Annotated in this window: 13 protein-coding genes and 1 pseudogene; 6 read left to right on the forward strand and 8 right to left on the reverse strand. The window is 45.8% G+C overall.

The window, feature by feature from the left end:
• The first annotated feature begins 24 nt into the window (after positions 1-24).
• The 6 genes from HNQ57_RS12775 to HNQ57_RS12800 all read left to right on the forward strand — a co-directional run bounded on the left by HNQ57_RS12775 (position 25) and on the right by HNQ57_RS12800 (position 5440).
• Positions 25-984: an ATP-binding protein gene (locus HNQ57_RS12775; protein WP_184463531.1), complete on the forward strand. Its 960-nt coding sequence runs from the start codon at positions 25-27 to the stop codon at positions 982-984.
• The gene (locus HNQ57_RS12780) at positions 984-3077 is read left to right on the forward strand and encodes a TniQ family protein (RefSeq protein ID WP_184463533.1); all 2094 of its coding nucleotides are present in this window, start codon (positions 984-986) and stop codon (positions 3075-3077) included. Before HNQ57_RS12775 ends, HNQ57_RS12780 begins: the two co-directional genes overlap by 1 nt.
• Positions 3078-3203: 126 nt before the next feature.
• Positions 3204-3530, forward strand: a complete 327-nt coding sequence (locus tag HNQ57_RS12785; RefSeq protein WP_184463535.1) for a hypothetical protein — start codon at positions 3204-3206, stop codon at positions 3528-3530.
• Between the two features lie 181 nt (positions 3531-3711).
• Positions 3712-4137, forward strand: a complete 426-nt coding sequence (locus HNQ57_RS12790; RefSeq protein WP_184463537.1) for a hypothetical protein — start codon at positions 3712-3714, stop codon at positions 4135-4137.
• A gap of 37 nt (positions 4138-4174) precedes the next feature.
• Positions 4175-4585: a DUF6957 family protein gene (locus HNQ57_RS12795; protein ID WP_184463539.1), complete on the forward strand. Its 411-nt coding sequence runs from the start codon at positions 4175-4177 to the stop codon at positions 4583-4585.
• 39 nt (positions 4586-4624) lie between these two features.
• The gene (locus HNQ57_RS12800; RefSeq protein WP_184463541.1) at positions 4625-5440 is read left to right on the forward strand and encodes a metallophosphoesterase; all 816 of its coding nucleotides are present in this window, start codon (positions 4625-4627) and stop codon (positions 5438-5440) included.
• 249 nt (positions 5441-5689) lie between these two features.
• On the opposite strand, the gene HNQ57_RS12805 is transcribed toward HNQ57_RS12800, so the two are convergent.
• The 8 genes and pseudogenes from HNQ57_RS12805 to HNQ57_RS12840 form a co-directional block, all read right to left on the reverse strand.
• A complete protein-coding gene (locus tag HNQ57_RS12805) occupies positions 5690-6478 on the reverse strand; it encodes an N-formylglutamate amidohydrolase (RefSeq protein WP_184463543.1) in 789 nt (262 codons plus the stop codon).
• 41 nt (positions 6479-6519) lie between these two features.
• Positions 6520-6990: a hypothetical protein gene (locus HNQ57_RS12810; RefSeq protein ID WP_184463544.1), complete on the reverse strand. Its 471-nt coding sequence runs from the start codon at positions 6988-6990 to the stop codon at positions 6520-6522.
• A gap of 106 nt (positions 6991-7096) precedes the next feature.
• The gene (locus HNQ57_RS12815) at positions 7097-7588 is read right to left on the reverse strand and encodes a DUF3293 domain-containing protein (RefSeq protein WP_184463545.1); all 492 of its coding nucleotides are present in this window, start codon (positions 7586-7588) and stop codon (positions 7097-7099) included.
• Between the two features lie 329 nt (positions 7589-7917).
• Positions 7918-8550, reverse strand: coding sequence for a hypothetical protein (locus HNQ57_RS12820; RefSeq protein ID WP_184463546.1), 633 nt, complete (start codon positions 8548-8550; stop codon positions 7918-7920).
• Positions 8551-8575: 25 nt separating this feature from the next.
• Positions 8576-9130 carry a hypothetical protein gene (locus HNQ57_RS12825; protein ID WP_184463547.1) on the reverse strand — a complete coding sequence of 185 codons (555 nt, stop codon included), beginning with the start codon at positions 9128-9130 and terminating at the stop codon, positions 8576-8578.
• Between the two features lie 78 nt (positions 9131-9208).
• Positions 9209-9574, reverse strand: a complete 366-nt coding sequence (locus HNQ57_RS12830) for a hypothetical protein (RefSeq protein WP_184463549.1) — start codon at positions 9572-9574, stop codon at positions 9209-9211.
• A gap of 344 nt (positions 9575-9918) precedes the next feature.
• Positions 9919-11066, reverse strand: a pseudogene (locus HNQ57_RS12835) (IS3 family transposase).
• Between the two features lie 93 nt (positions 11067-11159).
• Complete coding sequence (locus HNQ57_RS12840) at positions 11160-13043, reverse strand: DUF262 domain-containing protein (protein ID WP_184463551.1); 1884 nt, start codon at positions 13041-13043, stop codon at positions 11160-11162.
• Positions 13044-13052 lie beyond the last annotated feature (9 nt).

Genomic DNA, 13052 nt, shown 5'->3' on the forward strand with positions numbered 1-13052 from the left:
CATCACTTTTTAAGGAGCAATAACATGGCTATGATTCGCGATGAAATGCGAAAAGCATTCCACCACAAGCGCTGTACGCCACCAGACTACAAACGCTTATATTCAGCTATCCAGCGTATGCACCGCCGCTTTGGCAATCGCAAAGACCCCGGTGCGCTGGCCATCTTCGGCGAATCAGGGTGCGGTAAAACCACGCTATCCGAAGACTACTTCTATAAGTACTGCCCGTACAACAACGTAAGCGAAGCAGGTAAGCAGAAAATCCATACAGTCGTGTGGATTGAAGTACCAGAGTACTGCACCATTCGCCGGTTCGTGACCCAAATTTGCAAGCGGTACGGCATTCCTGCACCCGCGACAGACAATGCTGACCAGCTCAAGGACGCGGTGCTAGCGGCCATGAAGAGCGCCGGCACACAGCTTCTTATTATCGATGAAGCACAACAGTTTCTCTCCAGTAATAGCGTCTCCGGCGCTAAACAGGTCGGTCATTTTGTACGCCATCTAATGGATGCCTCGCGCGTTCCATTTGTCTTTATCGGGACACCCGGCTACCAAGCGTTTATCGACGCCGATGAACCCATTCGGCGTCGTATTAAACGTCGTGAAACTATGCGCGGCTTTACCGCACCGCTGGAAGAAAAAAGTATTTTCCACTTCACCGTCCTCGCGATGTTAAAGCACTTAGACGACACCTGTAGTCGTCGTCTCTGCAGCAAGCTTTCCTCGCTAGAGCTTTCGCAGCGTCTTTACCTGATGTCGGGAGGTCGAATCGGGCCAGTCGTTGATTTCTTCGACCAGTACATCGAGGACGAAATCGAAGAATCTAGCACCAAGTTAACCTTTGGCATCCCAGAGTGTTTACGCGCAATGGAATGCTTTGATCCACCGTTTGAATTTCACACATCGAAACCCGCTTTCGAACTGAACCGCTCATCGCTACCGAAATTACTCACCAAATATCCGTCACCGGAGGCTCAATAATGCAACTAATTCAAACGCCATTTTTTAGACCCACTTTGTACCGCTCAGAAAGTTTTGGGAGTGGTCTTCTACGACTCAGTGGCTCCCACTGTGAGCGTCCCTCGGTGTACTTAGGCACAGCGCTTCAAAAGACATATGACACCGCAAAGGCAGTACGAGCTTTCAGCCATCGCTGCCCCAACAGCATCAAACCATTGATCGATACGGAGGGCTGGAACCCGCCTGATTTATACAAAGAACTCGTCAGCGGGAAGTCTCACAAAAAGTGGTTCAACTTTAATCACGCAAAAGTCTGCCCGGCGTGCGCCGAAGAAGGCCATCTACCGCTTTACCACGACCTTGAGTCTGTCTCTGCTTGCGCCAAACATGGACTGAGCCTCGTTTCAGCGTGCCCTACATGCGAACAGCCAGTTAGTTGGAATAGGCGTGGGCTGGCTAAATGCAGCTGCTATGCATCTCTTGATGTACGTGTCGCGGCTGAATATGGCGCAGTAAAAGAAGCGCGCCTTATTAAAAAGTGGCTGCACACAGATGATCGCGAATCTTTAGAAACCTACATCAATCTTAAGCGTCGTCTCAGCAAAAGATACGGGATGTGGCCCTCTGCTCGCGAAGCATTAATGTCTTTCATGGGTGGAAACATTGCCCCGCTCAGCAACTGCCTCAGCACGGCGCTTCCAAATAGCAGTATTTTGTCTATCCGAGCTTTAGTCGCGCCCCTGTCCGCAAAGGCGGTGGGGGAATATAACGAGTTGTGTAAATTGTTGGAGAAGCATATGGCGGAATCAAATTCGCCAACCGGTGAGATGCCTGCTAACTTTTTCCTCACCAGGAGCGAATTGATCTACAGTCTCCGCACAACCTGGAAAGTCGTTGACGGCATCACTAAAGAAAGCCCTGAGGTCTTTAAAATTCTCGGGAAAGAGCGTTACGGCGTCAATAAAGATGGATTGGACACACTTCTGCGCGCACTAGGCGCTGAACCAGCCCAAATGCCTGGCCAAAGTATTCGCGAGCTGGTCACCCTAACGAAGGTTCCCGCAGCCGTTTGGGTACAAAGCCTGATCAATGGCGAGTACGTTGTTACGGCTAGCGGTGAGAGCCTGCTTGATATCAGTCTATCAACATCGGTTTCCGCTAACGACACCATCCCTGAAGGCTACGTTACGATGCCACAGGCAACGCAGTATCTAGAACTCTATCCCGAAGCTGTGAGAAAAATGATCAAGTCAGGGCTACTAGAAGCAGAGCTACAGTTGAATCACAACCGCCGCTATATCTTCCCGCTGACAGGACTTGAAACATTTACAAATACCTATGTGACCGGGCCACAGCTCGCCGTAGATTACAATCATGAACCCCGCCGCTTTGCTGAGCGGTTGATTGCTGCAGGAGCAAACCCTGTTGCGGGGCCAAGTATTGATGGTTGCAATATCTATGTCTTTCGCAGGGAGGAACTCGAAGATGGAAGCCTCATTCGATACGCGTTAAGTTTGAAGACCTATTCACAATCAGGAAGACGGGCAGCCGGTACCCCATCACTGGATACAACCATCTGGGCAACGGCAACAGAAGCAGCTGATTACCTTAACGTCTCGCTGCAAAAACTCAGCTATCTCGAGGGTTTAACCCCGCTAACCAAAGCGACCCCGCTATTCGTACCCATTAAGAACACTCGTTACTATCGATGGGACTGTGTTCGCGCTACTAAGGATGTCATCGACACACTGGTGCCAGCTAAAAAGCTCGCATCAAGCATTGGGGTAACAGAACAAAAACTCCTCCGCCGCGCTGGACGGATTTTTAAGTCGCCATCCTTTTATCTCGACGGCGCAACATACCTCTCTGCTGCGAATGCCAATAAGCTCAAGTACCATTTCAAACGGTACTGGTGCGCGGACATTGCCGCTAAGTTCCTAGGCTCCAAGCGTTTTGATATTAATAACTGGCGAAGACTCGGGCATCTCGATGCCCTAGACAACGATCATCCAGGGTTCATTGAGGGTATCCACTTGTACGACAATAAAGTGATTCGTCACTTCATCAAACCGTCGCTCCGACACTCACTGGCACCAACGGACGACGCCCCCTGACGCCTGCACTTTTAATGCTGGACTGGAATTAAACAAGTGCCTCATCCCTGGGGCTTTCAGTCCAGCATGCAGAACCCGTATACCAGCCGATAACTACAGCGCAAATTTGAATATGAGGACTCCTATATGTATACAACACCTGAATCAGATAATGATTACGATGAGTTCGTCGATGTACTCTACAAAGAATTCCCAACGATGCTGACATGGCGACACAGCATTACAGGTGAAGAGCTCAGAACTGGCTTCTGCGTTCGGCCGCAATGGCTGCCAGAAATTCGTCGTTTGCTCGAAAATCTAGAATTGCTCGCAACGATCAATCTGACTGAAAAACCGCTGTTTCGAGATTTAAAAGACAAGCGAGGCAATCTCTCCATCCACTACGACGGAGGAGACGATTTCGCCGACCAACTCATTGAATCGCTTGAACAATACGCCTTTAACCAACACTAAATATCGCATATTTTAAAATTAATTTTTAATTATTATAGCATTAATTAGTATTTAAACTGATCGACAACAACAGGAATTATTATACCTTAAAATATGCTAACTTGTTGTTTTAAAAGGTAATTTTGCATTAAAAAATAAACTGTGATATAAACACTAAATATATATAAATTTGAATTAAATTATGTCGAAATCAAAAATAACACGCAGTCAAAAAACCCGGTTCGAAGATTCTCTTCAATACGACAACTCTGCCCCACAAAAAGTCGCGGGCATCGTAATAGAGTGGCGAATAATAGATTTCGACAACACCATCGGCTTTGACCGTATTGCAAAGCTGGTCGAGCCAGCAATTCCACAAGTGCTTATGGGCGTACTGGTAAGCGACTCAAAAGGTCGTTTTGAGAACTACCGACCTATCTGCACATCAAGCTTAATCGGTCTCGATTTGCAAAATATGGAAGTCACAACACTAAATTCGGCATACAAGCTTAAAGGGCCGGGGCAAAAGATCGACCTTAATGACCGCAACATCCATCGGTTGATGCAAAAAAGTAAAGCTGAAGTATCCGCATTAGCAAAAAGTTACCGTGAACGCGCACTTCATTAAAGTTACCTAACCGTTATTCAACCGCACTGGAGTTACCATGACAGTTTTCGACAATACCAAACCGTTCGGCGGCACCATTGAGTTTTGGTGCCGGCACATCCTAACCCAGCACCTACCGAAAGATCTCCTAGAACTAAAGCTTGCCGAAGATCCTGAGTTTTCAGCGGAAATTTTCACTGGGCAGGTAGCGGAAGACAAACTCGGTCGCTGGCGGCCGGGAGATGCAATGCAATCATCCCTCATTATCAACTTTGACGAGAAGACACTTCTCGTTGAGACAAAAAATACGATTTATCAGCTCATTGGCCCAGGCCGCATATCAACAGCAAAGCCCGAAAGGTATGACTACGCCGTAGGCAAAACAATCCTGCTACTTTCAGAAGCCAAAGGCCTACAAATTGATGATGCAGAAAGTGTCCTCGTTTATCCAACAACCACGAGTTCTTAATAACCACTGCATGCTTAACTAAATCTAGGGGTTACCACGATGAACAGAAATGGTAATAAATCGATATCCGTGTGGGTACATAGCGATCAGCACCTAGACGTAAGGGCGCAAAACTTACGCAGTGACATTGACGCTATCGACTTCACTCCACCAGAGGGCACGGATTTAATCATCCTCGCAGGTGACACCGTTGAAGGTGTTGACGGTATTACTTGGGCCGACAGCTTCGGAAAACCGACGGTTTACGTCGCAGGTAACCATGAATATTACCGCCGAAATATCGAGGAAACAGAGCTCGAGCTACGCCGCCAGGCCGAGGAAAGTCAGTATGTTACCTTCCTGAATAACGACCGCTATGACTACAAAGATGTGCGAATTCTCGGCACGACGCTGTGGACGGACTATCGGCTCGAACATAAAGAACAGCAGGCTATGTCTGACGCCGATGCCATGCTGATGGATCACCGCCTCATTACAACAATCGCAGGCGGGCCACGCCGTAGACTCTTCCAGCCCGCGGATGCGCAAAGAGTACATTTTCGAAGCAGGGATTGGTTGGAAAGAGAGCTATCAAAGCCGCATGACGGCCCTACAATTGTAGTAACACATCACGCGCCACACATAAATTCTATCCATCCAATGTACATCGGAACAAGTCCCGTCAACGCTTGCTTTGCATCTGATCTATCTGACATATTAGAAATGTACGATATCGACCTGTGGATACACGGCCATACGCACTGGACTTTTGACTACACCGTTTTCGGCACTCGCGTAGTATGCAATCCCTACGGCTACTACCCGAGCCGCGAGATCAACGACTTTAACAAAGATCTCCTCATAGAGGTTGGCTAGGCATTACCTAGATTGGCAATCCGCATTTAACGCGGATCTTCCTAACTGCAAAGACTCAATTGTGCAAAGTTTAAGATGAGGTTTAATTTTTGCCTACCATGCACCGAAAGTACAGATTTCAGCAGTCCCGTTAAAAAAATTATTGAGAATGTGGTAATTGTGAATAGGCAAAAGCTAATTCGTAGTGCTACATGAGCCCTAGGAATGATGTGGTGAAGAACGATCTAATTCTCAAGAGCATATAGATTATTATCTGGCATTAGCCCGACGATACTCATCAACCGCCTCCGCACACGCATCGTTAATCTTTCTGCGCACTGCGCCAAAACAGCCTATTTTCTGATAATTCGTTGAAGACATGTACAGCCCTCGATTGACCTCCACCATAATAGCCATCACACGAGGGTCTTTCCTGTAAAACTTATTCGGCACCATTGCCCCTGAAAATGGGGTGTTAACCCCCACACGCCAACCCATTCGCGTAAATGCTTTAACAAACTCGTTCATTAATTTAACTGGCGTATGGAAATCATCAGTACCTATGCATATATCTGGCCTATCGCCTAGCGCGTCATCATAAAGTTCGTAAGGTAATGGCTCATTCGGAAAACTATGACAATCGACAATCAAACAGTGTCCGTAGCAAGTAAGAGATTGAGCAGCAGCTAAATCTAATGCTACATGATGCGGTCGATAGTACTTTTCAATTAATTCACATTTTTCAGCATCCGTTAATCTACGCCGCAGCGGATTGAGAGATGATGTAACCGTATACACGACACCCATTCCTCGCTTAGCCATTGCCTCTAGGGTATCGTCCTCAAACCGCTCAACATCAACGACCAAGCGACTCACCGGTGAACGAACAACAACCTGCTGCTGACTGTGCACAAAAAGGTCATGAGTAAAGTGATCGGTCATCAAGTTCATTTCTGCAGTTAAACTCTCATCATTCAGTAAAAACTGACCTCTCGCACCTTGAGGGACTAAAGTTGAATCATGCGGAACATGAAAAACGACAGCATCTGGATATTTCAAATTAGCACCAGTATTTTATGAGCAGGTTCATTACCAATTCATCACGAAAGCACCCACTCCACCTCACAATCATCGCCATCATAAACATCTCTTGCCGAATCGGTACTGACGCTAATCACACTAAAGTTAGGACTGTTAAATTCCCAAATATCCATTTCGCTCTCCGACTCAGCCATAAATCCTTGACCATAAACTGTAAAACACTCACCTGCAGAAGCTTTTAAAAAAGCCGTAAAGGGCATGACCATTGAGTGGATATCATACCCATAATCAATTGTAATCTTGACCAAGGCATTAGCGTCATTTTCGACAGCGCTAATTGCAGATCGCTTTACCAACCCTATATTTCTCCCGACCCTGCTTCTCCAAAAACTGATGACCTCTTCAAACTCGTCTTCATTTTCGTAATCGGATGAAAGCGGGGCCGGCGGATAACTCTTACTCGCTCGACTAACCGCTGCTACTACGGACGGGTGGCTGTTCAAAAGCTCATTGACTTGATCAGATAGCATTAAAAGTTCTCCGGGGCCGGCCGAATCTGCACATTACAGACATGATTAATATAACTAAACACATTCTTAAAGGCACCCAACAGTATTTACATCACACCCACTAAGATTACTGCAGAAGAATCAATACCGGGATCGCTTCCGAACCAACAAGGACGATAGCATTTTGTTGATACTTCTTGCCAAAATATATCGCATCCGCTTCAGAGACATCCAGAATGAACACGCTCTCTTCACCCGGCCAATCTCCCAGCTTTCCTACGCCGACGCCGTCTACATACTTATATCCCGACGAGTCCAGATCACGCTTAAAATCAGACATCCTTGCGTCATTTTCAGCTGCAGATAACGCCTTTCCAAGCGGGTTAAATGGAGTAATGAACGCGCATTGTTTGCAGGAAGCCTGTTCCATAAAACGCCTAATTTCATCGCTATAGAGATCTACTTCCAGCGAGACAACCGTTTCACCACATTTTACGTTGTAAGACGTGTTCAAATAGGCTTCCACTAATTTTTCAGGTAGCTTCGTTTTTAGTCTTCTCATCCAAGCATTAAGCGCCAGGCGAAACTGATCTGATAATTCCGGATCGTCATGTGTCATTGCTTTATTCCGCCCACTAATGACAGGACATCAGTAATGTCTATTTGCGGCCTGTGTGTTCGGAATAACGATATCACTTTTGGTTCATCATCATGAAATGATGTTAAATTTTCAGTGAATAATTTTTGTCGCATGATAGCCATTATCCATATGCCTAGGTGCGGGGATTGACAAAATATTGAGAATTACAAGCCACGATTAATTTTATGTAATCATAGCCATATACAATTAATTCTACACGCTACCAGCGATAGCCAATCAAAACATCATGCCCCAAAAATTGACGGCGTGATTTCTGCACAGTTCAAGTTAAGTAAATTGTTAGGTTGTTATAGTTCATAGTCCAGAATGGACTGTATCTTTCCGCAGATCCTAGTGCACACTTTGTGCAGATCTGCATACTTAGCTGAAAGCCCAGCCGATAATCTTTGATGATTCAAATCCGAAAGATTTGAATCATATGTGCGATCTAAGATGGATTTTGCCCCTAGCACTTCTTGATTGTATATATTAAGAGCATTCTTAAATTCGTATATTTTACTTTGAAGATCAATTGGTAGCTGAGATATTTGTATCGCATTTGAATCAATCAAAATTGTGGAATGGTTTTTTAGACTCAAGCCTACACCATCTTCAGATTTTAGATTAGCAGCTATTGCAATGAACTCTTCTTCGCTTGCTACGAGCATTGAATCAATGAATTGTATTATACTGCCTGGCTTATCCCCGCCATTATATTGATCCAGTATAAATTTAGATTCTGTTAGGTAATCACGGCTTATGACACCAAATCTTTGAGCTAGGAGCATTCCTGTTATACATAGCTGGAATTGTAGATCTGATAATTCAGATTTCGCCGCAGTGAAAAATTTCTTTCTATCATAGTGCTGCTTAATCGAACTCATAATCGTCGGGCTCAATAAGCCAAGTAGCCAGCCGAATAAGATGTATAAAATTTCCATGAAGATCTCCTTGACGCCTAGCACGTCAATCAATGGGCGCCGAAGGTGTTGGCTGCATTAATTTATTATGTGTGTTTAAGATTTCAACTTGTGAATTCAACTCAGAAACCACTTTTTTTATTTCTCGAATTTCAGTTGCAATAGTCTTTCCCTTTATCTCTATTTTCGTCATAACTTTACGAACTTGTGTTTCGTCAATTTGCGTTGGATTTTCTAACTGCATTCTAGAAAAATATATCGACGCCCCTGTTGAAACTATTGAAATAACTATTGCTATCGCCGCGAACCAAGTTGCATGAGTGGCCGAGCGTCGTGCTTCGACCAGCTCTTCGTATTCAAGTAAATTAAAGTAGCCCTCGTGCTCCAAAAAAAACTCACCCTCTTCTCTTAACTCCCCAGGATTGTTACCCCTTGGAAGACCTCTATCTACAAATAATTTAGAAAAAAACTGTTCCGCAGAGAATTTGTCGAAGTCATAACCCTTGTTTTCTAGATGACTTTTGATCTCTTGAAAAGTAATTGGCTTGCCAATTTTACTGCGCCCATACCTGAGGATTTCTATGTACACATCATGCTTCATAAGTCAGAACCGTAGGTTTCCACATAACGATTGGAGCAGGCGCGTCGCTTTGCCTGCGATAGTTAGCCTTAAAGCCTTCTACAAAGCACAAAACCATACACCCGAGATGAACCCAACGATGATGCCAATTGTAAGAGCACCAATTAACTGTGCACTTATTTGCTGAACCAAGCCTCGCCACCACTGAAGCCGAGCCTCTTCTTTTGCTTTCTCTTCTTTCCGCTTGCTGGCTCTAGCTTCATAGACCTGAGCCATCACTGCTCTAGCATTTGCCTCATGCCTTCCCTCGGGAGATGAAAGAAAAAGCTCCAACTCATCAAGGGGAGCTGCAGCAGCTTCTTGCCGGAAATGTTCATGCTCATCCTGAATGCTATTTCCTTCGTACACACAGGCCAACATAAGGTGCTCATACCACTGGACTTCGCAGTTCTTCGCGTCGCTCATCTCATTTCCTCAAAAAGCTTAACACATCGGTTTTGGCCGCGGGAACGCCAGTGAAGGCGTCCTCAATAGCACGCTCTTTGCGCGGCAACAACGCAGCCTTGTTCAGTTTCATCGGCACGGTACGCTCACAATAATGACCTGGCGCCGAGAAAGCCTGGACTTCCCAGGGTTCACTTGACAGTTACTGCTTCTAACGTTTTTTGGTGTCTAGCAAACTCAGGGAAGTCAACACTATCAAGGAAGTGAAACCATCGGAAAAGACATGTTTTTTACCTTACATATTCGATGCTAAATCATCATGGAGCTATTTACTTTAGCACTCAATCTGGACTTCCCAGGGTTCGCTAGACAGTTGCTGTCTCTAAAAAGTACGCCTCTTCGAACTTAGCAGGCGATACGCCACCTGTGTGCGAATGGCGCTTTACAGGATTGTAGAACATCTCTATAAAATTAAATATCTCCCCTTTGGCTTCCTCCCTAGTCGATTATATCTTTCGTTTGGTGACCCGCTTTTTAAATGTCGCGAAAAAACTTTCAGCGACGGCATTATCATGGCAATTACCCCGTCGACTCATCGACGGTATTAGCCTGTGCTCGTTCATGAATGCTAAATAATCTGAGCTGGCATACTGACTACCCTGATCGCTGTGCACTAGCACTTCGTTTTTGGGGTTCCGCTGCCATACGGCCATTAATAACGCATTGATAACTAAGTGGCGATCCATCGTTTTGTCCATTGACCAGCCAACAACTCTTCGAGAAAACAAATCGATTACTGTCGCAACATACAAAAAGCCTTCGTGGGTTCTGATGTAAGTAATGTCACTCACCCACGCGTGATTAGGAGCTTTAGGGTTGAATTGGCGATCTAATATATTGTCAGCGATCTTGCCGGGCTTGCCCCCTTTTATGTACCGGCGTTTATAACCGATCTGAGCTTTTAGCTTATTCTCTCGCATGATTTTAGCCACACGATGAACACTGCAAGATTCGCCCTCATCACGCAGATCGCGGTGTATCCAGGGGCTGCCATAGGTACCACCGCTAGCAACGTAAAACGCTTTTATCCGCTTCAATAACCGCTGATCCTCAACGGCTCGGTCAGACAATGGTTTGCTCAGCCAAGCATAATACCCACTGCGATTAATCTTAAAGACACGACACATCGCCTGGACAGAGAACTCATGTTGATTATCGCGGATAAAGCCGTACTTCACTCTGGGTTGCTGGCAAAGTACTTTGCGGCCTTTTTTAGGATGTCGCGTTCCTCCGTCATGCGCCGCAGCTCTGACTTAAGCCGAGCATTCTCAGCCGAGAGGTCAATTTTATCTGAGGCCTGGGGATTAGGTTCGCCAAACTTCTTAAGCCACGCGTATAAGCTGTGCGTAGTTGTATCAAGGCGTTGGGCGACATCTGCGACAGAATAGCCGCGTTCAGTGACCTGCTTGACGGCTTCTCTCTTGAATTCATCTGTGTAACGTTTGGACTTCATAAACACCTCTCGTAGAACTAGATTCTAACGTCATTTGGTGTCTAGCAAACCCTGGGAAGTCCAATCATCGTCCGAAAAATATAAAAACATCGATTATTCGTACGGCCAGACTAGGCAGGCCGTCTCAAAGAGATGACGGCCGCGCTGCTCAATCGCCGACTCGTCCCAAAGAGCAACTAGGTCGTCAGCTCCCGAGACAGGATAGAAATATCGATTAAGGTTTAACTTGCTGAATTTAACCAGTTCTGGTCTTTTTTTCTCCCAGCCACTATTAGAGAGCGAAGGATTCAGGCTGCCAGTAATTAGCGTGAGGTTACCAAGGGTATGCTTGATCACATTCCGCTTGGCAATAAATTCCACCTTGGCATCGGGGTCAATGGCTAAGTCTGTCGGCAAAGGCCAATTTTCCTGCCAGCTATTCGGTAGCACATGCTCAATTGTAAGGTTATCCGGCATTTCTAGATATTCGCTCTTTCTATCCTGTAACGCGCGATCAACCCCTGCCAGTACAGCTCGCACCTTGTACTGTGCTAACCACTTATATAGTGGTGACCGAAGAATAGCATTTCGGAATTCAGCGTCATCTGGGAAACGCATACTCTCGCCACTGTAGCTCTGCAATACATTTCGCAACGCTTCCGCTGACACCCGTCCCTCTTTGTCCAGCCCTTTAATCACATCAACGAACAATCGATTGTAATTTTTACTTGTTAGTGAGCAGACCATTCGCCGCACCAAAAAAGATTCAAGCACCTGCAATAATCGATCGAATTCAGCTGGGTCGCCCGGCAGAAGCTGATCGCAGGCCAGCAATAACAGAGGATAGACCGTCGCTGTATCAATTGCCTCCAGTCGCTGTAAGAATAATGCCAATCTCGAATTGACGGGCGGCTCCGAAAAGGTACGGAATGCTCTCGAATACCGCGCTAGGGCTTTAAGGTGCTCATCAATCGTCGTAGGCTGGGCGCTTAATGAAGAAGCGACCAGGCCGCTATCCTCTGAGTTAATCACATAATCTTTAAACGCTTCGAATATATGAGCGGTACGCACGTCATCACGTATCATCAATGTCAGGTAGTGCTGTAAAAACAAGTCGATACGCGGGCGTTTGACACGTCCCTGTTTAACCTCAGTACGCCAAAATTTGGCATCAAAGCTTTTCCAGTAATCGTCATAGAGCCGCTCAATATCCTCTTTTTGGGATTGAGCCCGACGAAAGAGGTAGTTTTTGATCAGATCTGCCGGTAATAGCTGTGTACCTCTGGCATTCAGAGTCTCGAATATCACCTGAGACTCATCGTCATCATCAAGATTGATCACTACTACCTGAAGAGCATTGCCTATCACTTGCCAAAGAGCGTCCAGGCGCTCATCGAGCTCGACGGTCTTTTCATCGTCTTCATCAAGAGCGCCACTTATCCAGTCTCTCAATAAGCAATAAAAATACCGATAGCCACCAATGACTTGTTGGTTTTCAGTGGCTAGTGATGGCTCATCAATCAAACGTTCGTTAAGTTCATCGAGCCCGCCACTGGCATGAACCAGCTTAAACGCAGCGCGATCGCTGTTGGTAGGCCAAACCTTATAACACTCATGCTCGTAATCTACCTTGCTAGCCTTATTGGTGACGAGATCATTAAAGCGCTCAAAGTATTTTTCGCTGTTCAACTTGCTGCAAAGGTCTCTCGCTGCAATCATAAAAATCTGCAAGGTTGTAAAACGCTGCTGGCCGTCAATAACCTGATGGGTTGATATGGAACCCGCTACATTTTTCATTTGTTCCAGCACCACAGCACCCAAAAAATGACCACGACTTCTTTTTTTCCGCAGATGCTGATCTAGTAACACCTGAATATCTTCCCACAGAGGTTCCCAGTTTTTCTCTTCTTCCCAAACGTAAGGACGTTGGAATAAGGGAATCTGGAAAGAAATAGTTCCGTCGAAGATCTGGTTCAAGTCTCTGGCCTTTGCATCCATTAGGTAATT

The sequence above is a fragment of the Zhongshania antarctica genome (genome assembly GCF_014202945.1).
Classification (GTDB): Bacteria; Pseudomonadota; Gammaproteobacteria; order Pseudomonadales; family Spongiibacteraceae; genus Spongiibacter; species Spongiibacter antarcticus.

Coding starts and splice junctions, on each gene's coding strand:
- HNQ57_RS12780 (WP_184463533.1), top strand. CDS start 984: ATGCAACTAATTCAAACGCCATTTTTTAGACCCACTTTGTACCGCTCA.
- HNQ57_RS12800 (WP_184463541.1), top strand. CDS start 4,625: ATGAACAGAAATGGTAATAAATCGATATCCGTGTGGGTACATAGCGAT.
- HNQ57_RS12785 (WP_184463535.1), top strand. CDS start 3,204: ATGTATACAACACCTGAATCAGATAATGATTACGATGAGTTCGTCGAT.
- HNQ57_RS12825 (WP_184463547.1), bottom strand. CDS start 9,130: ATGAAGCATGATGTGTACATAGAAATCCTCAGGTATGGGCGCAGTAAA.
- HNQ57_RS12795 (WP_184463539.1), top strand. CDS start 4,175: ATGACAGTTTTCGACAATACCAAACCGTTCGGCGGCACCATTGAGTTT.
- HNQ57_RS12820 (WP_184463546.1), bottom strand. CDS start 8,550: ATGGAAATTTTATACATCTTATTCGGCTGGCTACTTGGCTTATTGAGC.
- HNQ57_RS12810 (WP_184463544.1), bottom strand. CDS start 6,990: ATGCTATCTGATCAAGTCAATGAGCTTTTGAACAGCCACCCGTCCGTA.
- HNQ57_RS12815 (WP_184463545.1), bottom strand. CDS start 7,588: ATGACACATGACGATCCGGAATTATCAGATCAGTTTCGCCTGGCGCTT.
- HNQ57_RS12775 (WP_184463531.1), top strand. CDS start 25: ATGGCTATGATTCGCGATGAAATGCGAAAAGCATTCCACCACAAGCGC.
- HNQ57_RS12790 (WP_184463537.1), top strand. CDS start 3,712: ATGTCGAAATCAAAAATAACACGCAGTCAAAAAACCCGGTTCGAAGAT.
- HNQ57_RS12830 (WP_184463549.1), bottom strand. CDS start 9,574: ATGAGCGACGCGAAGAACTGCGAAGTCCAGTGGTATGAGCACCTTATG.
- HNQ57_RS12840 (WP_184463551.1), bottom strand. CDS start 13,043: ATGGATGCAAAGGCCAGAGACTTGAACCAGATCTTCGACGGAACTATT.